The 20988-nt window shown below is 71.3% G+C and carries 21 protein-coding genes, 1 pseudogene and 1 CRISPR repeat array; of the genes and pseudogenes, 6 read left to right on the top strand and 16 right to left on the bottom strand.

What is annotated here, in order from left to right; genetic code table 11:
• The first annotated feature begins 4 nt into the window (after positions 1–4).
• A complete protein-coding gene (locus tag ACGFIO_RS10980; protein ID WP_392824935.1) occupies positions 5–2494 on the top strand; it encodes a DEAD/DEAH box helicase in 2490 nt (829 codons plus the stop codon).
• Positions 2495–2503: 9 nt separating this feature from the next.
• Here ACGFIO_RS10980 and ACGFIO_RS10975 read toward each other — a convergent pair whose 3' ends face one another.
• Positions 2504–3415, bottom strand: coding sequence for an NAD(P)/FAD-dependent oxidoreductase (locus ACGFIO_RS10975; protein ID WP_392824930.1), 912 nt, complete (start codon positions 3413–3415; stop codon positions 2504–2506).
• A gap of 70 nt (positions 3416–3485) precedes the next feature.
• On the opposite strand from ACGFIO_RS10975, the gene ACGFIO_RS10970 reads away from it, so the two are divergent.
• The 3 genes from ACGFIO_RS10970 to ACGFIO_RS10960 all read left to right on the top strand — a co-directional run bounded on the left by ACGFIO_RS10970 (position 3486) and on the right by ACGFIO_RS10960 (position 5568).
• Positions 3486–4349 (top strand): cupin domain-containing protein, encoded by an 864-nt coding sequence (locus ACGFIO_RS10970; protein WP_392824928.1) that lies wholly within the window; start codon positions 3486–3488, stop codon positions 4347–4349.
• 186 nt (positions 4350–4535) lie between these two features.
• The gene (locus ACGFIO_RS10965) at positions 4536–4832 is read left to right on the top strand and encodes a putative quinol monooxygenase (RefSeq protein WP_392824926.1); all 297 of its coding nucleotides are present in this window, start codon (positions 4536–4538) and stop codon (positions 4830–4832) included.
• Positions 4833–4959: 127 nt separating this feature from the next.
• Positions 4960–5568, top strand: a complete 609-nt coding sequence (locus ACGFIO_RS10960) for a dihydrofolate reductase family protein (protein ID WP_392824923.1) — start codon at positions 4960–4962, stop codon at positions 5566–5568.
• Here ACGFIO_RS10960 and bluB read toward each other — a convergent pair.
• Positions 5527–6195 (bottom strand): 5,6-dimethylbenzimidazole synthase, encoded by a 669-nt coding sequence (bluB, locus tag ACGFIO_RS10955; protein ID WP_392825472.1) that lies wholly within the window; start codon positions 6193–6195, stop codon positions 5527–5529. The genes ACGFIO_RS10960 and bluB overlap by 42 nt on opposite strands.
• A 124-nt stretch (positions 6196–6319) precedes the next feature.
• Here bluB and ACGFIO_RS10950 point away from each other — a divergent pair, with 124 nt between their 5' ends.
• Positions 6320–7381: a hypothetical protein gene (locus tag ACGFIO_RS10950; protein WP_392824920.1), complete on the top strand. Its 1062-nt coding sequence runs from the start codon at positions 6320–6322 to the stop codon at positions 7379–7381.
• A gap of 87 nt (positions 7382–7468) precedes the next feature.
• On the opposite strand, the gene ACGFIO_RS10945 is transcribed toward ACGFIO_RS10950, so the two are convergent.
• Together ACGFIO_RS10945 and ACGFIO_RS10940 are read right to left on the bottom strand one after the other, a co-directional pair.
• Entirely contained in the window at positions 7469–8443 is a 975-nt protein-coding gene (locus ACGFIO_RS10945; RefSeq protein WP_392824917.1) for a pentapeptide repeat-containing protein, read from the bottom strand.
• Between the two features lie 12 nt (positions 8444–8455).
• Positions 8456–9496: a DMT family transporter gene (locus tag ACGFIO_RS10940; protein WP_392824915.1), complete on the bottom strand. Its 1041-nt coding sequence runs from the start codon at positions 9494–9496 to the stop codon at positions 8456–8458.
• 83 nt (positions 9497–9579) lie between these two features.
• Between ACGFIO_RS10940 and ACGFIO_RS10935 the strand changes: the two are divergent.
• Positions 9580–10365 (top strand): annotated as a pseudogene (locus tag ACGFIO_RS10935) (LysR family transcriptional regulator); the annotation flags it as partial.
• On the opposite strand, the gene ACGFIO_RS10930 reads toward ACGFIO_RS10935, so the two are convergent.
• The 12 genes from ACGFIO_RS10930 to ACGFIO_RS10875 form a co-directional block, all read right to left on the bottom strand.
• A complete protein-coding gene (locus ACGFIO_RS10930; RefSeq protein WP_392824913.1) occupies positions 10331–11269 on the bottom strand; it encodes a DMT family transporter in 939 nt (312 codons plus the stop codon). The pseudogene ACGFIO_RS10935 and the gene ACGFIO_RS10930 sit on opposite strands and share 35 nt — an antisense overlap.
• A 74-nt stretch (positions 11270–11343) precedes the next feature.
• The gene (locus ACGFIO_RS10925) at positions 11344–11934 is read right to left on the bottom strand and encodes a helix-hairpin-helix domain-containing protein (protein WP_392824911.1); all 591 of its coding nucleotides are present in this window, start codon (positions 11932–11934) and stop codon (positions 11344–11346) included.
• Positions 11935–12320: 386 nt separating this feature from the next.
• Positions 12321–12878, bottom strand: coding sequence for a MerR family transcriptional regulator (locus ACGFIO_RS10920; RefSeq protein WP_392824908.1), 558 nt, complete (start codon positions 12876–12878; stop codon positions 12321–12323).
• Between the two features lie 129 nt (positions 12879–13007).
• Positions 13008–13472 carry a bifunctional nuclease family protein gene (locus tag ACGFIO_RS10915; protein ID WP_392824905.1) on the bottom strand — a complete coding sequence of 155 codons (465 nt, stop codon included), beginning with the start codon at positions 13470–13472 and terminating at the stop codon, positions 13008–13010.
• A gap of 107 nt (positions 13473–13579) precedes the next feature.
• Positions 13580–14317, bottom strand: coding sequence for a MerR family transcriptional regulator (locus tag ACGFIO_RS10910; RefSeq protein ID WP_392824903.1), 738 nt, complete (start codon positions 14315–14317; stop codon positions 13580–13582).
• The gene (locus tag ACGFIO_RS10905; RefSeq protein ID WP_392824900.1) at positions 14314–14766 is read right to left on the bottom strand and encodes an FHA domain-containing protein; all 453 of its coding nucleotides are present in this window, start codon (positions 14764–14766) and stop codon (positions 14314–14316) included. Before ACGFIO_RS10905 ends, ACGFIO_RS10910 begins: the two co-directional genes overlap by 4 nt.
• Before the next feature lie 188 nt (positions 14767–14954).
• Positions 14955–15335: a glycine cleavage system protein GcvH gene (gcvH, locus tag ACGFIO_RS10900; protein ID WP_392824898.1), complete on the bottom strand. Its 381-nt coding sequence runs from the start codon at positions 15333–15335 to the stop codon at positions 14955–14957.
• A gap of 37 nt (positions 15336–15372) precedes the next feature.
• On the bottom strand, positions 15373–16137 hold the full coding sequence (locus tag ACGFIO_RS10895; protein WP_392824897.1) for a DUF881 domain-containing protein: 765 nt from the start codon (positions 16135–16137) through the stop codon (positions 15373–15375).
• A gap of 505 nt (positions 16138–16642) precedes the next feature.
• Positions 16643–16876: a CRISPR direct-repeat array (repeat unit 27 nt; unit sequence GCTTCAACGGCCGGGTCGGCTCCTCGG).
• A gap of 181 nt (positions 16877–17057) precedes the next feature.
• Positions 17058–17390: a small basic family protein gene (locus ACGFIO_RS10890; RefSeq protein ID WP_392824895.1), complete on the bottom strand. Its 333-nt coding sequence runs from the start codon at positions 17388–17390 to the stop codon at positions 17058–17060.
• Positions 17387–18250, bottom strand: coding sequence for a DUF881 domain-containing protein (locus tag ACGFIO_RS10885; RefSeq protein WP_392824893.1), 864 nt, complete (start codon positions 18248–18250; stop codon positions 17387–17389). The genes ACGFIO_RS10890 and ACGFIO_RS10885 overlap by 4 nt, the downstream gene beginning before the upstream one ends.
• Complete coding sequence (locus ACGFIO_RS10880; RefSeq protein WP_392824891.1) at positions 18247–18912, bottom strand: CDP-alcohol phosphatidyltransferase family protein; 666 nt, start codon at positions 18910–18912, stop codon at positions 18247–18249. Before ACGFIO_RS10880 ends, ACGFIO_RS10885 begins: the two co-directional genes overlap by 4 nt.
• Positions 18913–19022: 110 nt before the next feature.
• Entirely contained in the window at positions 19023–20987 is a 1965-nt protein-coding gene (locus ACGFIO_RS10875; protein ID WP_392824888.1) for a VWA domain-containing protein, read from the bottom strand.
• Position 20988: the final 1 nt, after the last annotated feature.

Raw genomic sequence — 20988 nt, 5'->3', positions numbered from 1 at the left:
CATCATGAACCTGACCGAACGCCTGCCCGGCACACCCGACCCCGAGACCGTCCTCGACGCCTTCACCGGCTGGGTGACCGAGCAGGGACTGACGCTCTACCCGCACCAGGAGGAAGCACTCCTGGAGATCACCACCGGGGCGAACGTCATCCTGAACACCCCCACCGGCTCGGGCAAGAGCCTGGTCGCCACCGGCGCGCACTTCGCCGCCCTGGCCGACAAGCGCACCACCTTCTACACCGCGCCGATCAAGGCCCTGGTCTCGGAGAAGTTCTTCGCCCTGTGCGCCACGTTCGGCGCCCACAACGTCGGCATGCTCACCGGCGACGCCAGCGTGAACGCGGACGCGCCGATCATCGCCTGCACGGCCGAGATCCTGGCCAACCTGGCGCTGCGCGAGGGCAAGGACGCCGACGTGGGCCAGGTGGTGATGGACGAGTTCCACTTCTACGCCGAACCCGACCGCGGCTGGGCCTGGCAGGTGCCGCTGATCGAGCTGCCCCAGGCGCAGTTCCTGCTGATGTCGGCCACGCTCGGCGACACCACGCGCTTCGTCGACGACCTGTCCCGGCGTACCGGCCGGGCGACAGCGGTGGTCAGCACGGCCGAGCGGCCGGTCCCGCTGCTTTTCGAGTACGCCATGACGCCGCTGCACGAGACGATCGAGGAGCTGCTGAGCACCCGGCAGAGCCCGGTCTACATCGTGCACTTCACCCAGGCCGCCGCCCTGGAACGCGCGCAGGCCCTGATGAGCGTCAACATGTGCACGCGTGAGGAGAAAGACAAGATCGCCGCGGCGATCGGCAACTTCCGGTTCACGGCGGGCTTCGGGCGCACCCTCAGCCGCCTGGTCCGCCACGGCATCGGTGTGCACCACGCCGGGATGCTGCCGAAGTACCGCCGCCTGGTCGAGACCCTCGCCCAAGCCGGACTGCTCAAGGTCATCTGCGGTACGGACACCCTCGGCGTCGGCATCAACGTACCCATCCGCACGGTCCTGTTCACCGGCCTGTCCAAGTACGACGGCGTGAAGACCCGGCTGCTCAAGGCCCGCGAGTTCCACCAGATCGCCGGGCGGGCCGGCCGGGCCGGGTACGACACCGTCGGCACGGTCATCGTGCAGGCCCCCGAGCATGTGATCGACAACGAGCGGGCCATGGCCAAGGCCGGCGACGACCCCAAGAAACGCCGCAAGGTGGTCAAGAAGAAGCCGCCCGAGGGCAGCGTCGGCTACGGGCGGCCCACCTTCGACCGGCTGATCGAGGCCGAACCCGAGCCGCTGACGTCGTCGTTCCAGGTGTCGCACGCGATGCTGCTCAACGTGCTCGGCCGCGGCGGCGACTCGTTCGCGGCCATGCGCCACCTGCTGACCGACAACCACGAGGACCCGGCCGCCCAGCGCCGCCACATCCGCCGCGCCGTGGCCATCGCCCGCGCCCTGGTCGCGGGCGGTGTCATCGAGAAGTCGGACGGCGTCTACCGCATGGTGGAAGACCTCCAGATCGACTTCGCGCTCAACCAGGCCCTCTCCCCCTTCGCCCTGGCGTCGCTGGAACTGCTCGACCGTGAGTCACCCGACTACCCGCTCGACGTCGTCTCGGTGATCGAGGCGACCCTGGAAGACCCGCGGCAGGTGCTGTCGGCACAACGGCAGAAGGCCCGCGGCGAGGCCGTCAACGCGATGAAGGCCGAGGGCATCGAGTACGAGCAGCGGATGGAACTGCTCGAGGACGTCACGTGGCCGCGTCCCCTGCTCGAACTGCTGGAGGCGGCGTACGAGACGTACCGTCGCGGTCATCCGTGGGTCGCCGACTACGAGCTCAAACCCAAGTCTGTGGTACGCGACATGTACGAGCGGGCGATGACCTTCACCGAATACGTGTCGTTCTACGGCCTGTCCCGCTCCGAGGGCCTGGTGCTGCGCTACCTGGCCGACGCGTACCGGGCGCTGCGGCAGACGGTGCCGGAGGAATCGCGTACCGAGGAACTGACCGACCTCATCGAGTGGCTCGGCGAGCTGGTCCGGCAGGTCGACTCCAGCCTGCTGGACGAGTGGGAGCGACTGCGCGACCCGAGCGCCGATCCGGACGAGGTCCGGGTCGACGACAAGCCGCCCGCGGTCACCCGCAACACCCGGGCGTTCCGGGTGCTGGTCCGCAACGCGATGTTCCGCCGGGTCGAGCTGGCCGCGTTGCGCCGCACGGCCGAGCTGGGCGAGCTGGACGCCGAGGCGGGCTGGTCGGCCGGCCGCTGGGCCGACGCGCTGGAGGACTACTTCGACGAGTACGACGAGATCGGCACCGGCCCCGACGCCCGCGGTCCGGCCCTGCTGCACATCGAGGCGGGCCCGCAGATCTGGCGCGTACGGCAGGTCTTCGCCGACCCCGACGAGGACCACGACTGGGGCATCGAGGCCACAGTCGACCTGGCCGCCTCGGACGAGCTCGGCGCCGCCGCGATCACCGTCCTCGACGTGGGCCCCCTCAGCGGCTGACAGATCCGTTCAACGGCTGGCCGCCAGTTGTACCGCCGCGCTCGCCCCGGCCAGGTAGCCCGAGGCGACCGCGGCGGCCATCGACGGCGGCACCGAGGTGGCCGCGTCCCCGGCGGCGTACAGGCCGGGCACCCCGGTCCGGTACATCTGGTCGACGACGACGGCTTCCACCCCGAGGTGCTCGTTCGAAGTGGTCACTGTGGCTCCGAGGTCCCGGGCCAGATTCGACCGCTGGTGCAGGAAGGCCTTGACCAGCATCGCGCTCACCCCCAGCTCACCGCCGTCGGTGAAGTGAACCGCGCTCAGACCGGAACCCTCGCCGTCGAGGGCGGCCAGGGAGCGTTCGTCCCACTTGACACCACCCGCGGACAGCTGGTCCCGCTGTTCCCCCGACAGCCCGGTGCCGTTGGTCAGCAGCGTGATGTCGCTGGTGTAGGCGCGGAGGTTCAACGCGCCGTGCACCCCGACGTCCCCCTCGGCCAGCACGGCCATGGGCCGGTCGCGCATTTCCCAGCCGTGGCAGAAGGGGCAGTGGAACACGTCGCCGCCCCACCGCTCGGCCAGACCCGGCACGGGCGGATAGCGATAGTCCATCCCCGGTGCGAGCACCAGCGTGCGCGCGAACTCCCGGCGGCCGTCGGCGAGACCCACCGCGAAGGTGCCGTCCTCCAGCCGCTCACCCGTGGTCACTTCCCCACCGGACCATTCGATCGATGGGTACGCGCCCAGCTCGGCCCGTGCCGCCGCGTAGTACTCGGCGGGCGCGCGCCCGTCGTGTCCGAGCAGCCCGCCGATGGTGGCGGCGGTCCGGTTGCTCGGGCGACCGGCGTCGACGACCAGGGTGGTACGCCGGGCCCGCCCGAGCGTCAGGCCGGCGCTGAGGCCCGCGGCGCCGGCCCCGATGACAATGCAGTCCCTCATGGGTCCAGCCAACCGCCGCCCGGGCCGCGCCGACATGCCGCGGCGGCGCGGAAAGGTGCGCGTTTGTAGCATGACGGCGGTGGACGCCATGAGTCAGGCCTTGTCCGCGCTGCGGGTGGGCCGGGGCACGGTGCGACGGTTCCGGCAGTCCGGCGGGTGGGGGCTGGGCTACAACGGGCTCACCGGCAGCGGCTTCCATGTGGTTCTCCGCGGCACCGGCTGGCTGCTGTCCTCCGCCGTGCCACCAGTGCGGCTCGCGCCCGGCGACGTCGTGCTGATCACCTCCGGCGCCGACCACGGGCTCGCCTCCGCGCCCGGTCAGGCCCTCGTGCCGGTCGAGCTCGGCACGACCGGACCCGCACCGGGCCCGGCCGACTTCGAGTTCCTCTGTGGCGCGTACCGGCTGCCGCCGGGCCAGCACGTACACCCGTACCTGACCCACCTGCCCGACCCGATAGTCGTGCCGGCGGCCGGCGGGCTCGACCCGGTGGCGGCGTACCTCGACGAGCAGGAGGCGTCCGGGCTGGTCACCGCGGCCAGCCGCCACGCCCTCCTGGACCTGATGATCGCCGGAGCCCTGCGCCGGTGGCTCGCGGCCGCGGACTGGCCGGCCACCCCCGACCCACGGATCACGGCGGTGGTGCGGGCCATCGACGGCAGCCCCGGCACCCGATGGACGGTTCGCGAGCTCAGCCGGGTGGCAGGCATGTCCCGGGCCACGTTCACCCGCCGCTTCACCGCCGCGGTCGGCCGCCCGCCCGCCGCCTACCTGCTGACCACCCGGCTCGGCCGGGCCGCCCGGCTGCTCCGGGAGACCGACGCCCCACTGGCCGCGATCGCCCGCCAGACCGGCTACGCGACCGAGTCGGCGCTGGCCGGCGCGTTCCGACGCGAGTACGGCATGGCGCCGGGTGCTTACCGGCGTACCCCGTGAACCGCTTGTGACACTGGAAACGTTCGCCGGCGCGCTGATCGAGGGCCTGGACAGCGCGCCGGAGTGCCCCGGCGCCAACTCGGCTGGGGTGGCTGACCCCTTTTCTGAGTTGGACTTGAACCTCACACCAATGTCAGGTCCTACCGTCTCCGGTGTCATCGACCGCAGCACAGCCGAGGGGGACCCATGTCCGAGCGTGTCCGAGGAGTCGTCATCTGCGTCGCCGCGCCGGGGAACGCGGACGCCGTACGCCAGATCATCGTCGACAACGCCGAGGCCAACCGCAGCGCGCCCGGCTGCCTGGAGTTCGGCGTCCATGTCGACCGCGCCGACGGGCACCGCATCGTCCTGGTCGAGGAGTGGGAATCGCAGGAGCTGCTCGACGCCCACCTCGCCGGCGAGGGCATCGCCAAGATCCTGGCCCAGGTCGGCCCGCTGCTCACCGCCGAACCGACCGTCCTGCACATGAACCGGATCGCCTGACCGCCGACCGCGTCCGGCGAGCCCGGCACCCGCGCTGCGCCCGCCGGACGCCGTCGGCGATCGCCGTGGTGACCTGCTAAGGTCCGCACAACCGCTTGCAATACGCAATCGCTTGGGAGGCCTTGCCGTGCCGGACACCACCTGCCACCTTTCCATCTCGCTGGACGGCTTCGTCGCGGGCCCGGATCAGAGCCGCGAGCATCCGCTGGGCCGGCGCGGGCAGGAGGTGCACGCCTGGCACATCGGCGATCCGCGAGCAACCGAGGCCGACAAGAAGGTGGCGGCCGAGTGGCTGGGGCGTCCGCGGGGCGCGTACGTGATGGGCCGCAACATGTACGGTCCGATCCGCGGGGATTGGGACGAGGAGTGGACCGGGTGGTGGGGCGCCGAGCCGCCCTACCACGCTCCGGTCTTCGTGCTGACCCATCACAAGCACGAGCCGATCCCGATGGAGGGCGGGACGACGTTCCACTTCGTCACCGAGGGGTTCGACGCGGCCTACTCCGCGGCACGCCAGGCCGCCGGCGACCGCGGGGTGGCCATCGCCGGTGGCGCCTCGACCGTCCGGCAGGCGCTGGCCGCCGGCGTGATCGACGAACTCGTGCTCGACGTCGCCCCGGTACTGCTCGGGTCGGGCGAGCGCATCTTCGACGGTTCCCAGTCCTTCGATTTCGAACCCGTCGAGGCGCTCAACTCACCCCTGGCCACCCACATCCGTTACCGCCGGGCCGGCTGAGTCAAACCCCCACCGGTCGGCGTGCCGGAACTCCTCCAGCGGCCGCCGGGCACGCCAGCCGTGCCGTTCCAGATCGGGTACGCGCTGGAGCTCGGTCACCGGCCCGAGGCAGAGCCAGGCCACCGGCCGGACCGCGGCCGGAATGCCGAGCAGGTCGCGGAGGAACTCCTCGCGGTAAAACGAGACCCAGCCGACGCCCAGCCGCTCGGCCGTGGCGGCCAGCCAGAGGTTCTGGATGGCCAGGCAGACCGAGTAGAGACCGGCGTCGGCGATCGCGTGCCGGCCCAGCACAGCCGGGCCGCCGCGATCCGGGTCGTAGGTGACCACGATCGACAGGGTGGACTCCAGCACGCCGTCGATCTTGATGCGGGCGAACCGGGCGGCCGACGGCTCGTCCAGGGTGGCGGCGTAGACGTCGCGCTCGGTTCGTACGTGGTCGTGGAACGCTTCCCGCAGAGCGCGATCGCGGACGATCACGAAATCCCACGGCTGGGACATGCCGACGCTGGGCGCGGCGTGCGCGGCGGTCAGGATGCGGTCGAGGGTGGCGTCCGGTACGGGGGCGCCGGTGAACTCGGCGCGAACGTCGCGGCGGCGGTGGATGATGTCGTACAGGTCGTGAACCACAGTGGACACTGATCCTTTTCTGCTGACGAAGAATGCGTTTTGCTTTCCGTACAGCGGAACGGGTGAGGTTGTAGCCTCCGGCCAGCCCTCTCAGCGGTGAGAAGGCGAGACAGGGGGAATCGCCGTGCGGCTGATCTTCATCATCGTCGTGGCCACCAGCCTCATGCCGATCTCCGCGGCGCCCGCTCAGGCCGCGCCGCTCGATGTGAAAGGCGGGTACTACCACTTCATCGGGGATGAGGGCGGCGACGTGGACGTGACCGCGCAAGCCGCCGTGCTGCGAAACATGGAGGCGCTGACCCAGTACCGATCGATCGCGGACGGCTCCACCTTCCCGGGCTGGCAGAAGGAATGGATCAACAATCTCGGGCCCGGGGTGGACCGGAACTTCGTGCTGGAACTGAACTACTACGGCGCGGGTGAGCCGACCATTCCCCGGCCGCAGACCGTCGACGGGGTCGTGGTCCCGGCACCGGACATGACGATTCAGCAGCGGCCCGGCGACACGTGGAAGTGGGCGTACGGGTATCGGCAGGTCACCTCGGGCCAGGTCGACCCGCTGCTGAAACGCGCCCTCGACCAGCTCAAGACGATGCCGTACGCGGAAACCGTGAACATTCAGCTCGGCTCCGAATTCGACACCGATCACGAGTTCGGCACCACCGAGAACGGTATCGCGCACGGCTGGGCCGCCTCCGACGCGCGGGCGCTGACCGCGGTCCAATACATCATCGGGTACTTCCGGTCGCACGGGCTGCCGGCCGGTGTCACGTTCAGCATCGGCATGGGCGGCTGGCACCGCGCCTCATTCCGGCGCATGCATCCGGAGTGGCTGCGCGGCGACGTCCAGGTGCTGCAGTGGAACGCTTACAACCACGGCACTCCGCGTACGCCGTACCAGGTCTTCAACCGCACCCGCGCCTGGGCGATCGAGGATCTGCCGCGCTGGCGTACCAAAGAAGTGGTGATCGCCGAGTGGGGCACGACGGCGAACGTGGGCAACCAGGCGGTCTGGATCGCCGGGGCCGGGGCGGCGATCAAACGGATCAACACCGACGGGCGCGGCTTCCGGATCGGCACCCTCACCTATTACGACAACGACCCGAACTGGGGCGAGCTCATGGACCGCGACGCGGGCCTCGAGGCGCTGCGCTCCGTCTACACCGCCCGCCCGTTCATCGGCTGACCCTCGACCGCATCGGCGTCCGGCCCGCCGCGCCCATCCTGAACGAAACTGTTTCGTTTCGCGACAGACGACGATGACGGGCGACTCTCAGGCGGTCAGGACACCGCGGGCGTCGAGCCGCTCACGGTCGACATCGGCGGGCCAGACGGTGGCCGCGTCGGCGCGCACACCGCGCAGTTCGACGCCGCTGAGATCCGCACCGGTCAGGTCGGCCCCGCTCAAGTCGGCCCCACTCAGGTCCGCGCCGGTCAGGTCCGCGCCGCTGAGGTTGGCGCCGTCCAGGTGCGCCCTTGTCAGCGTCGAGCGGGTGAGCCGGGCGCCGTCGAGCCGGGCGCGACGTAGGTCGGCGCCGGTCAGGTCACTGGCCTCCAGGCGAGCACCGATCAGCACGCTGCGCGCGAGGTTCGAGTAGCGGAAGGTCGACCGGCTCAGGTTCGCGTCGCGCAGCGCCACACTCCGCAGGTCCACCCGGGACAGGTACAGAACCGGCTGTGGGACGCCGTTGCCCCGCCGGCCGATGACACCCATCGCGGCCTGCACGTCGAACGCCCGTACCCGCATCCACGGCAGTTGTTCGTCGACCGTCGGCGTCGGATGCACCGGGGCCTGCTCACCGCCGACCGCCCACGGAACACTGTTGCGAACGAAGGCGCACAGCAGGAACTGGATGTGCTCGCGGTCCTCAGCGGAATTGCGGGCGATCCGCTCACACGCGTAGATGCCACCGACCCGGATATTCAGGTCGTCACTGCCGAGTTGGTCGACGGCCCGGGTGAAGCGGTCGGTGATCTGGCCCTCGCGGCTGATCCGCACCTGACGCCAGGTCGCGACGGCGCCGAGGGCGACGAGCAGGCCGCCGATGGCTTGCAGCACACCGGTGCGCGCGTCGTTGGCCAGCTTCGACTGAGCCTGCTGGAGTTCGATGCGGGCCCGCGGGTCGGTGACGCCGCGAAGGTCGCCCGACGACAGCGGTGGGTAGAGGAGGGCCGGCACGAGGACCAGCAGTCCACCGAAGAGGAGCAGGGCGACAATCACCAACGCCAGCTGCGAACGCCGAGTCACACGGTCAGGGTGTCACACCACGGCTCGGCCGCCCCGCCCCGATGCCGCCCGGTCGGAAACCCGCCCGCCGGCATCCCCCGCCCGGCGGTTGACGAAGCCGGGCGCGTCGTCCACGGCCGCGCGCACGGCGTCATCCGGTCCAGCGGGCGACACAACAGTGCCGGGCGACACGGCCGAACCGGGCGACACGGCCGAACCGGGCGACGCGGGCGGCACGGCAGGGCGGGCGCCGGTGCGCTCGGCGCCGATGCCGGCCAGCACCACGAAAGCGATGCCGGCCACGGCCACCGGCGACGGCGCCTGCCCGAGCACGATCAGGCCGATGACCAGCGCGAACGCCGGCTCCAAGGCCATCAGCGTGCCGAACGCGGCGGTGGTGAGCCGGCGCAGCGCGAGCAGCTCCATGCTGAACGGGATCACCGGCAGCAGCAGGGCCAGACCCAGCCCTACGGCGAGGATCTCGACGCTCAGGTGACCGAACACCGACGGCCCAGCGACCAGCGTGGCCAGCAGACCGGCCACCGGCATCGACACGGCCAGGCCGGTGAAGCCGGGCAGGGCGTCGCCGACGCGCTGGGTGAGCAGGATGTACGCGGCCCAGCAGAGCGCCGCCGCCAGGGCGAAGGCGACGCCCAGCGGATCGGCCCCGCCCCGCCACGGCTCGGTCAGCAAGGCCACCCCGGCGGCGGCCGGCAGCGCCCACAGCCGGGCCCGCCCCGAGCCGCGCACCACGGCCACGCCGAGCGGGCCGAGGAACTCCAGCGCGCTCGCCGTGCCCAGCGGCAGCCGGGCCACCGCGGCCATGAACAGCAGCGTGACACCGCCGGTGACCACGCCCAGGAGCACCCCGGTGAGCAGCACCCGGCGCGGAACACCACGCAGCCGGGGCCGGACCAGGATCGGCAGCAGCACGCCGGCCCAGGCCAGCCGGAGCCAGGCCGCGCCCTCGACGCCGACCCGGTCGATCAGGCTGACCGACACGGCCACGCCCAGCTGGACCAGGGTCATCGAGCCGAGGGCGAGCAGCGTTCCGCTACGGGCTTGGTTCGTCATGACCCCAGTCCACCTCCGGAAAACCGTTCACGTCCACGTGAAGATGGTGGACGATCCGTTCGTACTTGCTGAACAATGGCCGGATGGAGACCCGCCGCCTGCGGATACTGCTCAAGCTGGACCGGCTCGGGTCGATGCGCGCCGTCGCGGACGAGATGCGGATCACCACCTCGACCGTGTCGCAGCAGGTCGCCGCGCTGGCCAAGGAGGTCGGGGTGACGCTGATCGAGCCGGACGGGCGCAACGTGCGGCTCACCCCGGCCGGCCGGCGGCTGGCCGCGCACAGCGTGACGATCCTGGCCGCCGTCGACGCCGCCCGGCTCGATCTCGACCCGGCCGCCGAACCGGCGGGAACGGTCCGGGTGTCCGGCTTCGCCACGGCGATCAGCCGGCTGCTGCCGATCGTCGCCGAGCTGCGCGACAGCCACCCCAAAGTGCGGGTGGCGATCCTCGAGCACGAGCCGGTCGAGCAGTTCGCGCTGCTCGCCTCGGACGGCGTCGACCTGGTTCTGACCTACGACCACAACCTCGCCCCCGTCACCTTCGACGCCTCGCTGCTGGCCTGGCCGCTGTGGGAGAACACGTGGTGGCTGGGTGTCCCGGCCGACGCGCCCGGCGGCACCGACTTCCGGGCCTACGACTGGATCGTCAACTCCCGGAACCCGGCCGAGCAGCAGGTGGTGCGCACGCTCGGTTCGATGGGCGGGTTCACGCCGCGCATCGTCCACGAGGCCGACAGCCTCACCCTGCTGCAGGAGCTGATCGTGGCGGGTCTGGGCGTCGGGTTGCTGCCCGCCGACCGGCCGCCGCGGCCGGGTGTACGACTCGTCCGGCTCAGTGGTCCCGAGGTGCGGCTGCGGGCGTGGGCGGCGGTTCGGCGGGGACGGGAGGCGTGGCCACCGCTGGCACTTCTGCTCGACCGGATCGCCGGCGCGACACGGCCACACCGATCAGGCACAGGACTCCGCCGGCCAGGGTGAGCAGGCCGGGGATCTCGTCGAGGAAGAGCCAGGACATGAGTACGACCAGGGCCGGTACGACGTACGTGGTGGCGCCGAGCTTGCCGGCGTCGGTGCGGGCCAGCGCGTACGCCCAGGTGGTGAACGCGATCGCGGTCGGTCCCACCCCGAGGTAGATCATGTTGAGCGTGGCCGGCAACGGCGCCTCGGCCATCTCGCCGGCCAGCACCCCGACGAACGGCAGCAGTGCGATCGTCGCGACCAGGCTGGAATAGGTGGTGATCTGCAGCGCGCTGCCATACCGCAGCGCCGGTTTCTGCGTGACCACCCCGATCGCGTAGGTGATAGCCGCCAGCACGCACAGCAGCACCCCCAGCAGCGACGACCGCCCGCCGCCAGACATCGACAGCCCGACCACGACGGTTCCGGCGAACGACACCGCGATGCCCAGCCACAGCGCCCGCGGCGCCGTCTCCCGCAGCACGAACAGGCCGAGCAGCGCGATCAGGATCGGCCCGACGTTGACGATCAGCGCGGCGGTGCCGGCGTCGACCAGGCGCTCACCCCAGTTGAGGAACACCATGTAGCCGCCGAACCAGAGCAGCCCCGAGGTCAGGATGCCCGGCCAGGCCCGGCGCTCGGGCCAGCCGACCCGGCGGACCAGCGCGAACGCGCCCAGCAGGAGCGCCGCGGTGGCCAGCCGGCCGAGGGCCAGCGCACCGGGCGAATAGGCGTCACCGGCGCTGCGGATCGAGACGAATGCGGAGGCCCAGAAGAGGACGGTCACCGCGGCGGCGGCAAGGGCGGCAGGCATGCCCCGAATCTAGGTGCCGCCGCGGTGATTCTCCGAGCGATATTCGGACATCCACGTGCAAGATCCGGCCAGGATCAGGAACGGCCCTTGAGGGTACGCGCGAGAGCGACGAAACCCGCCTCGTCACCGTCGGCGAGCAGCTGGGCCTGGCGCGGCCACGTGCCCGCAGTGGACGGTCGGCGCATCTTGGCCGCGGCCACGGCGGCCCGGATCACATCGTCGTCGGCCGCCGCCAGCTGGGCGTAAGTGCCGATGCCGGCGGCGTTGAGGGCGGCGGCCATCTTGGGGCCGATGCCCTCCAACCGCTTCAGGTCGTCGCCGTCGCGCTGAGCGGGCACGATCGCCGGAGCCGGCGCGGCCTCCGGCTCGACCGCGGACATCTCGTGCGGGCGCGGGACCGGGGCCGGCTCAGGCTCGTCGACCGGCGCGACACCGATCTCGCCGGGACGCGGGGCCGGCAGCGGCTCGGGCGCGGGGTCGGCGACGAGGCCACCGGAAACGTGCGGCTCGGCCGTGGCCACCGACGAGTCCTCGACGAGCCCGCCCTGGTCGTGCGGCTTCGGCGACCCCACCGGCTCGTCCTCGACCAGCCCGCCATCGAAGTGCGGCTTAGGAGCGGGCTCGGCCTCCACAACGGGCTCGGTCACCGCAACGGGCTCGGTCACCGCAACGGGCTCGGTCGCGACGGGCACGGGCTCGGTCGCGACGGGCTCCGGCTCGACCGCGGCAGGCGCCGGCTCGGTCACGACGGGAGCGGGCTCGGCCGCGACAGGCGTCTCGGCGGGGGCAGGCTCAGGCTCAGGTGATGGCGTGACCGGGGCGGGTGAGACGGGGGCCGCCGGTGCCGTCGCGCCGCGCCTCCCCCACACCAGCCAACCGACGAGCAGACCGATGACAAACGCCAGGATCGCGTAGACGAACGACACGGGGACCCTCCGGGGCCGGACAGGGTGTGGGAAAAGACCGGGGAAGGATGCCACACGTCGATACCCGGAGTCACATTCCGTCCCGCGTGTCGGGCGCGATCAGGCCCGATGCAACCCGACAGTGATCACCCGGCGCGTCGGCGGGCCCGGCGCGCGGCCAGTTCGTCGCCCGCGGCGGGCTCCGCCGGCGGGACGTCGGTGCCGACCGGCTGCGGCTGCGTCGCCGGCTCGCCGGGCAGATTGGTCAGCGAACCCTGGATCTCCTTGAACGCGCCGCCGATGGCGATGCCGAACACGCCCTGGCCGCCCTGGAGCAGGTCGACGACCTCTTCCGGCGACCGGCACTCGTACACGGTGGTGCCGTCGGAGATGAGGGTGATGCCGGCCAGGTCCTCCACGCCGCGTGAGCGCAGCGTCTCGATCGCCTTGCGGATGTTCTGCAGTGACACCCCGGCGTCGAGCAGGCGCTTGACCACCTTGAGGACGACCAGGTCGCGGAACGAGTAGAGGCGCTGCGTGCCCGAGCCGGACGCGTCCCGGATGCTGGGGACGACCAGCGTGGTCCGGGCCCAGTAGTCGAGCTGGCGGTAGCTGATCCCGACCGCGTGGCAGGCGGTCACCCCTCGGTAGCCGACGGAACCGTCCTCGCCGACCTGGGGACCTTCAAGAGGCTGATCGTGCATGCGACTACCTCCCCATTGCCACTGTCCGGAACTTCCTGAGCCTATATCTCAGCCGACCGGGAAACAGGGAGGTAATACTGCGACACGCCGCGTACGGACGACCGGGGCCTTTGCCCCGGTCCGTACGGATTATCCGGCGAAGTCCTCCGGGCGCACCTGGTCGAGGAACTCGCGGAACTTCTCCACCTCGTCCTCCTGCTCGTCCGGGATCACGATGCCGGCCTCGGTCAGCACCTGGTCGGCGCACCGGATCGGCGCACCCACCCGCAAGGCCAGGGCGATCGAGTCGCTCGGCCGTGCGGAGACCCGCAGACTGTCACCGATCAGCAGATCGGCGTAGAAGACGTTGTCCTTCAGCTCGGTGATCTCCACCGCTTTGAGCGGCTGCTGAAGGGCCGCGAGGATGTCCCGCAGCAGATCATGGGTCAACGGCCGGGCCGGTTTCACGCCCTGCTGTTCGTACGCGATGGCGGTCGCCTCCACCGCGCCGATCCAGATCGGCAGGTAACGGTCCCCGTCGACCTCCCTGAGCAGGACGATCGGTTGGTTACTGGGCAGCTCCACCCGAACCCCGACCACGCTCAGCTCACGCACCGCCGCCTCCGTGTGTCGATGTCAACGCCGCCGCACTTTCCAACGACTGCCCTACTCCTGCACGGTACACGCACGATGTGCGTGCCATCCTGCTCGCCTGTCCGGCTTCAACGGCCAAGTTCGTTCCGCAGTCCCGCGCGGACGAGGGCGGCGTGCAGCCGCTGGGACAGGGCCTGCAGCTCGCGCGCGGTTTCCGCCGCCCGGGCCCGCGCGGCGGGGTCATGCTGGCGTACCAGTGGCGCCAGCAACTGGGCGAACAGGCCGACCTCGCGGTCGGCACCGGCCCGGAAGGCGCGCAGGTGCCGCAGTTCGAGGCCGTGCCGGGTGAGCCCGGCCACCGCCTCGACGATCACCACCTGGTCGCCGTCGTACCAGCCGGGCGGCCGGGCTGTCACCAACCCGGCCCGCTCCAGCTCGGTGAGCATCTCGTCGCTCACCCCGGTGCGTTCCAGCAACTCGGCCCGCGGAACTCGGGTGTCCGCGGGATCGGCGGCACGCGTGGAACCGGAGGCCCCGACGGCGACCAGCGCGGGTCGCTGCGGCGGCTCCAGCTCCTGCTTGTCCAGCTGCTCGCGGATCACGCGCAACGGGAGGTACTGGTCCCGTTGCGCGGTCAGCACGAACCGCAGCCGGTTCACGTCGTCCGCCGAGTACTTGCGATAGCCGGACGGCGTGCGCTGCGGCTCGACCAGGCCCTCGGCCTCGAGGAAACGCAGCTTGGAGATGGTGGTGTCGGGGAACTCGGTGCGGAGCTGAGCGAGCACCTCACCGATGCTGAGCAGCGCGACATCGCGGCCCGGGCGCGCTGCCCCCGGGTCGCGCGCGGCCGCCCCCGCCGAGCTCACGCCTGGCCGCCCTCGCCCTCCGGCCGGGGTCCGGCGATGAACACGAGACGGAACTTGCCGATCTGCACCTCGTCGCCGTTGCTGAGCGTCGCGGCCTCGACCCGTTCCCGGTTGACGTACGTCCCGTTCAGCGACCCCACGTCACGTACCGTGAAGATCCCCTGGTCGCGGTGGAACTCCGCGTGCCGGCGGGACACGGTGACGTCGTCCAGGAAGATGTCGCTGTCCGGGTGCCGGCCGCTGGTCGTCACGTCGTGGTCGAGCAGGAACCGGGCGCCCGCGTTCGGTCCCCGGCGCACCACCAGTAAGGCCATCCCAGGCGGCAGCGAGGCAGACATCCGGCTCGGGACAACGTCCGTCTCCGGCCCGTCGAGCACCTCGTCGAGCGCACCGAGATTGAGCGTGGACGTGACGTCGAGTGGGGGAAACTCGTCGTCTGGGCGCGTCATGGACCACCTCACGGATCTGTCGCGGGTCGCGCCCCCGAGCGACATGGGTGGCCCGGACGCGGCTGCCCCTGCCGCTGTCCGGGTGGCCGGACGCACGACTATAGGTTTCGAAGAGATAACAAGTTCTACATGTGCCACGCGAGCCTAGTCAGCCCCGGAAGCGCGGGGCAACCGGACGCGCGGGAGACTCAGCTCTCGGTCAGCGCGCGGTAGCCGGCCGCGTCGAGCAAGCCGTCGACCGACGCCGGATCGGCCGGTGCGATCTCGACCAGCCAGCCCGCCGCGTACGGTTCCGCGTTGATCAGCTCCGGCTCGTCGGCCAGCGTGGCGTTGCGGGCCACGACGGTGCCGGCGATCGGCGCGTACAGCTCGGACACGCTCTTGGTCGACTCGATCTCACCGATCGAGTCGCCGGCCTGCACCTCGGTGCCCTCGTCGGGCAACTGCACGTAGACGATGTCGCCCAGCGCGTCCTGCGCGTAGTGGGTGATGCCCACCCGCACCGGACCGCTGCCGTCCGAGGCCACCCACTCGTGCTCGGACGTATAGCGCAGGTCCTCAGGAATCACACATTCCTCCGTAGTGACACCGGCAATGAATCCTCGATCAGGAGACCGGTCGTGCGTACTGCAGCGTGGTCGCCTTGTGCAGGGCGGTCACGTCGACCACCTCGCGGCGTTCGACCTGTACGCTACCGCCGTCACCCTCCACCGACGCGACCACCCCACCCGGGATGTTCAGCGCCGTTTCCATCGTCGCCGGCGATCCGATCACGGTGAGCGCGTACGGCCCCGCCATCCGTTCCCCGTCGACCGCGATCCCACCCTCGGGCGCGTCGATGAAGTAGGTGGACGCCACGATCCGCACCGGCTGACCGCCACTTCCCTGCACCTGCATCACCTCGCCGCCGGCGCCGCGCAACTCCTGCACCGCGTTCAGCACACCGGACGCCTTCACACCGACCATGGTGATCCGCAGACCCGGCCCCTGTCCGGGCAACGTACCGGCCAGCAACCCGAGTTCCTCGGCACGCTTGTCCGCCTCGGCCAGCGCAGCCTCCCGCCCGGCCACCCCCGACGTCAGCTTGCGCTGCGAATCCTCCAGCGCGGTGATCTCCGCCTGCAGCCGCGTGTCCTGCGCCTCCAGGTCGGACAGAATCCGCACCAGGTCCTCCTGCCGCGCCGAGGCCAGCCCCTCGTCGGTGTTGTTGCTGCGCAACTGCACCACCAACGTGAACCCGAACAACGCCAGCAACACCCCGATGAGCGCGCCCCCGGAGTTCCAGCTCCGCTTGGCGGTGGGCCGGGCCTTTTCCGGTACGCCAGTCGAATCCCCGTTCCCGGCCTGGTCAGCGCTGTCGACCGAGGTCACCGATTCGAGTGACCCGGCATCGTCCCGCCCAGCCGGCTGTACGAAACTGTTTCGTTTCGCAGAGCCCGCCTCGCCGCTCTCCGCCCCGGCCGCCTGAACGAAACTGTTTCGTTTCGCAGAGCCCGCCTCGCCGCTCTCCGCCCCGGCCGCCTGAACGAAACTGTTTCGTTTCGCAGAGCCCGCCTCGCCGCTCTCCGCCCCGGCCGCCTGAACGAAACTGTTTCGTTTCGCAGAGCCCGCCTCGCCGCCGCCTTCCGCCCCGCCGTCTTCCGCCGCCCCATCAGACTGAACGAAACTGTTTCGTTCAGCCGAGCTTTCCGCCGCCCGGGCCCCGGGCTCGGCGACGACCGGCGTGGCAGCCGTAGCCTCCTCGCCCGCGTCCGACGGCGGCACCAGGCGCCTCGTCTCCCCGCCGTCGTTGGCGAAGTCCCGCCGCAACGGCCGGGTCGGCTCCTCGCCCCGCTCGGCCTCCCGATCCGGAACGGGCGGTTCATCCGCCGGCACGATGTCGGAACGCTTCAACGGCCGGGTCGGCTCCTCGGTGTCCCGGACCGGCTCGGAGGGCTTCAACGGCCGGGTCGGCTCCTCGGCGTCCGACACCAGGTCGGAACGCTTCAACGGCCGGGTCGGCTCCTCGGCGTCCGACACCAGGTCGGAACGCTTCAACGGCCGGGTCGGCTCCTCGGCGTCCGACACCAGGTCGGAACGCTTCAACGGCCGGGTCGGCTCCTCGGCGTCCGACACCAGGTCGGAGCGCTTCAGGTTGACGGTCTGCTTGTCAGCGAGATCACTCTCGGGCGGGTCGGTTTTCTCCGGGCGGATCGAGGCGCGTTCCTCGCCCGGCAACGACGGCATGCGGCCGGCCATCGGCTGGTCGTCCGCTCCGGGCGTACCCGTCGGATCGGGGTCGGTCATGGCGCTCAGGCCCGGAAGAGGTGACGGCGGATGGCGGCCACGTTGCCGAAGATCCGGACCCCGAGGACGACCACCACTCCGGTGGACAGCTGGCCGCCCACGCCGAGCTGGTCGCCGAGGTAGACGATCAGGCCGGCGACCAGCACGTTGGAGACGAAGGAGACGACGAACTGCTTGTCGTCGAAGATTCCGTCGAGTTTGGCCCGCACCCCGCCGAACACCGCGTCCAGCGCCGCCACCACCGCGATCGGCAGGTACGGCTGCAGGCCGGGCGGCACGGTCGGATGGAACACGATGCCGAGCACGACACCGAGGATCAGGGCGAGTACGGCGATCATCGGCCGCCTTCCGAAGGGGAGGACGAAGGGGTTGCGGGCACGATCGGTTTGGTGACGCGCAGTTTGAGCTCGGTGGCCGCGTCCAGGGTGACGTTGTCGACGTCGGCGGTGTCGAAGGACATCCCGTACCGTTTGACCAGCTCCTGGAAGAACCGGCCGGCGTAACCGTTGCGGAAGTCGTCGCTCAGGTCGTCGGGGCCGAGCGCGACGATCTGGTACGGCGAGGTCACCGGCCGGAAGTCGACCAGGATCGCCTCCCCGGCCTGGCGGATCGTGGACGTGGCGGTCAGGCGTTCCCCGTTGATCGCGATGGCCTCGGCGCCCGCCGACCACAGCGCGTTGGCCGCCAACTGCAGGTCGGTGTCCTTGACCTGGGCCTCGGTCCGGCGTTCACCGGTCACCGGGTTGATCGTGGTCGGTCCGTCGGCCAGCTTCACCTTGGCCCCGGACCCGCGTACCGGGGCCAGCCCGGTGGCCGCCTCAAGGTCACGCAGCCGGGCCACGGTCGCGCCGCCCAGCTGTTTCGCGCGCAGCGTGGCCACCTCGGAGCGCAGCGAGTCGGCCCGGTCCTGCAGCTCGGTGTTGCTCTTGCGGCGGTCCTGCACCTGGCCGACCAGGGTGTTGTGGGCGCGGGTGCGGGCCGGTTCGTCGGCCATCGTCTGCCGGTACGCCATCACCAGCAGCACACCCAGCGCGACCAGGGTGACCGCCATGAGCGAGCGGTACGCCGTCCGCTCGCTCGGACCGGGGCCCTCGCCTCGCGCCTTGCGTTCGGCGGCGTCGGCGTACCCGGGGTCGAGCGGGTTGCGGAACAGCTCGGTGAGAAAGTCCGGAGTGAACGTGCGGCCGGTGGTGGTCATCCGGTGACCGCCGCGGGCCCGGTCGGCGCCCCCGGCCCGGGATCGTCGGTGCGTTGGCGCTCGGCCCGGCGCTCGGCCCGGACCAGGCCGAGGGTCTGGATCCAGTAGAAGACGGCGGCCGCCCAGTACAGGCCGAGCGCCCACCACATCAGCCCCCAGCCGACCGGGCCGAGCCAGCTTTCCGAGTCGGGCAGCGCCTGACTGAGCAGGACCAGCGGGAACGCCGCGAGCAGCACGAACGTGCCGGTCTTGCCGACGTAGTGCACGGCCGGCGGCCCGTAGGAGTAGCGGCGCAGCACCAGCAGCCCGACGCCGAGCACCAGCTCGCGCAGCAGCAGCGCCGCGGTCAGCCACCACGGCACGACCTCGCGCAGCGTGAACCCGATCAGGGTGGCCAGGATGTACAGCCGGTCGGCGAACGGGTCGAGCAGTTCGCCGAGCCGGCTGACCTGGCCGAGGCGTCGGGCGGCGTACCCGTCGACCCAGTCGGTGGTGCCGCCGATGGTCAGCACGATCACCGCGGAGACGTCGTGTTTCGGCCCGAGCAGCAGGTAGAGGAAGAGCGGGACGCCGAGCAGCCGGATGAAGCTGATGACGTTGGGCACGGTCCAGATGCGTCGTGAGACGACGATGGGCGCGTGCGCAGGCCCCGGCTGCGACATCGCGACTCCCTCTCCCACATCACCGGGCCGTCCGACCCCCTCGGACGACTCGCCGAGCCACTATAACCAGCCCCTCACCACTGCTGACGGGGCACACGCCGCGCGAGTGGTCACCGCCGCCCGCGTCGTGACCGTACGTAGTCGTCGACGACGTACCGGCCCAGCTCCTCGACATCGGGGCTGAACACCCGCCCGCCGCTGCGCTGGGCCACCGCGTCCACGAACCGCCGCAGCCCCGGATCCTCGCCCAGCATGAACACATTGAGCGTGGCGCCGTACCGGGTGAGCTGGTCGACCTCGTGCACCGTGGCCTCGATGGTCTCGGGCAGCGGCGGCCACCAGAAGAACGGCTGACCGCTGTCGTCCAGATGGGCGGTCGGTTCACCGTCGGTCACCACCAGCACGACCGGCTCCGAGCCGGGGTGCCGGCGCAGGTGCCGCCCGGCCAGCTTGAGCGCGTGCTGCAGGTTGGTGCCCTTCTCCATGGTCGGCTCGATCGCCGCCAGCTCGGCCTGCGACAGCGTCATGGCCGCCGGGCCGAACCCGATGATCTGCAGCGAGTCCTGTGGGAACTGGGTCGCCACCAGGTGCGACAGGGCCAGCGCGGTCTGCTTCATCGGCCCCCAGCGGCCGTCGGCGAACATCGAGTACGACAGGTCCACGCACAGCGCGACCACCGCCGACGCCCGCCGTTCGGTCTCCGCCACCTCGAAGTCCTCGGGTTGCAGGCGTACCGGAAGGGTCGCCGTGCCCCCGCCCGACGCCCGCCGCCGCACCGCGTTGCCGATCGTGCGCACCACGTCCAGTGGCTGCTCGTCGCCGAATCTCCAGCGCCGCGACGACCCGGTCAGGTCGCCGGCCGCCCCCGCGTCGCGCAGGTCGTGCTGGCCGCGCTGCTTGGCCGACAGGTCGGAGAAGACCTGGGCCAGCGCCGTCCGGCCGAGCCGGCGCAGCGCCTTGGGCGACAGGGTCAGCCCGTCGTCGTCCCGGGTCACCCAGCCCTGCCGGCGCAGCTCCCGTTCCAGGTCCCGCAGCCGCCGCACGTCGTCGGCGGCGGACCGGCCGAGCTGCCGTTCCACCGCCTGCACGTCGACGTCGTCCAGGGTTGCCCCCGGATGCTCCTGGCCCAGCTGTTCCAGCAGGTCGTCGAGGTCGGCCAGCTCGCCCAGGGCGGCGGTGGCGTCGCCGTACCCGAGATCTTCCGAACCCCGCATCCGCTCGCCGCGCCCCCAGTTCAAGCCGGGCCGCAGCGCGCGCAGGTTGTCGGTCATCTCGGCCAGCTGGCCGCGCAGCGGGCCGTCGCCGAGCGCCTGGTCCATCAGCTGGGCCAGTTCCTCGCGCTGTTGCGGGCTGAGCGACCGCATCAGCCGCTCGGCCGCCGCGGCCCGCCGGGCCAGCGAGTCGATCAGCTCGTCGATGTTCTGCGGCTGCTCCGGGAAGAACTCGCCGTGCTTGGCCATGAACCGCTGGAACGCGTCCTCGGTGTCCTCCCCGCGCGCGTGCCGGGCGAGCAGGTCGTTGAGGTCGGTGACCATCTCGGAGATGCGCTCGTTGGCCGCCGGGTCCTGGCCCTGCAGCGCCTGTTTCATCCCGGCGAAGCGCTGCTCGACCACCTCCTGCCGAAGACCGTTCAAGATTTGCTGGTACGTCTGCCGGGCCTCGTCGCTGGCCCAGTCGTACTCGGACAGCTCCTGCACCGCCTGCGCGGTCGACCGGGGCAGGTTGTCGAGCATCGCCTCAGCGAACCGGGAGTTGTCGTCGTCGCGCCGGCCCAGCTCCTCGCGTTCGGCCGCCAGGGCCTGGTCGAGCAGTTGCTGGGCCCGGGTCACGGCGCCGTCCAGGTTGCCCCGGCGCAACGCATCACGGCGCATCCGGCGGGCCCGCGAATACAGTTCGTCGAGCCCGCGGCCGTCCCGGGGCCCGCGCCGCAGCAGGTCGCGCAGCGCGTCCCGCAGGTTTTCCCCGGCCAGGACCCGCTCGCCGACCTCGTCCACCGCGCCGCGCACGTCGTAGGGCGCGGCCAGCGGGTCGGGCCCGTCGCGCCACGCCCCGTACCTGAATCGATTGCCGCTCATG

Source organism: Actinoplanes sp. NPDC049265 (genome assembly GCF_043197135.1).
In the GTDB taxonomy this organism is placed as follows: Bacteria; Actinomycetota; Actinomycetes; order Mycobacteriales; family Micromonosporaceae; genus Actinoplanes.
This window is presented reverse-complemented; position numbering and strand designations above follow the sequence as displayed.

Coding starts and splice junctions, on each gene's coding strand:
- ACGFIO_RS10980 (WP_392824935.1), top strand. CDS start 5: ATGAACCTGACCGAACGCCTGCCCGGCACACCCGACCCCGAGACCGTC.
- ACGFIO_RS10975 (WP_392824930.1), bottom strand. CDS start 3,415: ATGAGGGACTGCATTGTCATCGGGGCCGGCGCCGCGGGCCTCAGCGCC.
- ACGFIO_RS10970 (WP_392824928.1), top strand. CDS start 3,486: ATGACGGCGGTGGACGCCATGAGTCAGGCCTTGTCCGCGCTGCGGGTG.
- ACGFIO_RS10965 (WP_392824926.1), top strand. CDS start 4,536: ATGTCCGAGCGTGTCCGAGGAGTCGTCATCTGCGTCGCCGCGCCGGGG.
- ACGFIO_RS10940 (WP_392824915.1), bottom strand. CDS start 9,496: ATGACGAACCAAGCCCGTAGCGGAACGCTGCTCGCCCTCGGCTCGATG.
- ACGFIO_RS10930 (WP_392824913.1), bottom strand. CDS start 11,269: ATGCCTGCCGCCCTTGCCGCCGCCGCGGTGACCGTCCTCTTCTGGGCC.
- ACGFIO_RS10920 (WP_392824908.1), bottom strand. CDS start 12,878: ATGCACGATCAGCCTCTTGAAGGTCCCCAGGTCGGCGAGGACGGTTCC.
- ACGFIO_RS10905 (WP_392824900.1), bottom strand. CDS start 14,766: ATGACGCGCCCAGACGACGAGTTTCCCCCACTCGACGTCACGTCCACG.
- ACGFIO_RS10890 (WP_392824895.1), bottom strand. CDS start 17,390: ATGATCGCCGTACTCGCCCTGATCCTCGGTGTCGTGCTCGGCATCGTG.
- ACGFIO_RS10885 (WP_392824893.1), bottom strand. CDS start 18,250: ATGACCACCACCGGCCGCACGTTCACTCCGGACTTTCTCACCGAGCTG.
- ACGFIO_RS10880 (WP_392824891.1), bottom strand. CDS start 18,912: ATGTCGCAGCCGGGGCCTGCGCACGCGCCCATCGTCGTCTCACGACGC.
- ACGFIO_RS10875 (WP_392824888.1), bottom strand. CDS start 20,987: ATGAGCGGCAATCGATTCAGGTACGGGGCGTGGCGCGACGGGCCCGAC.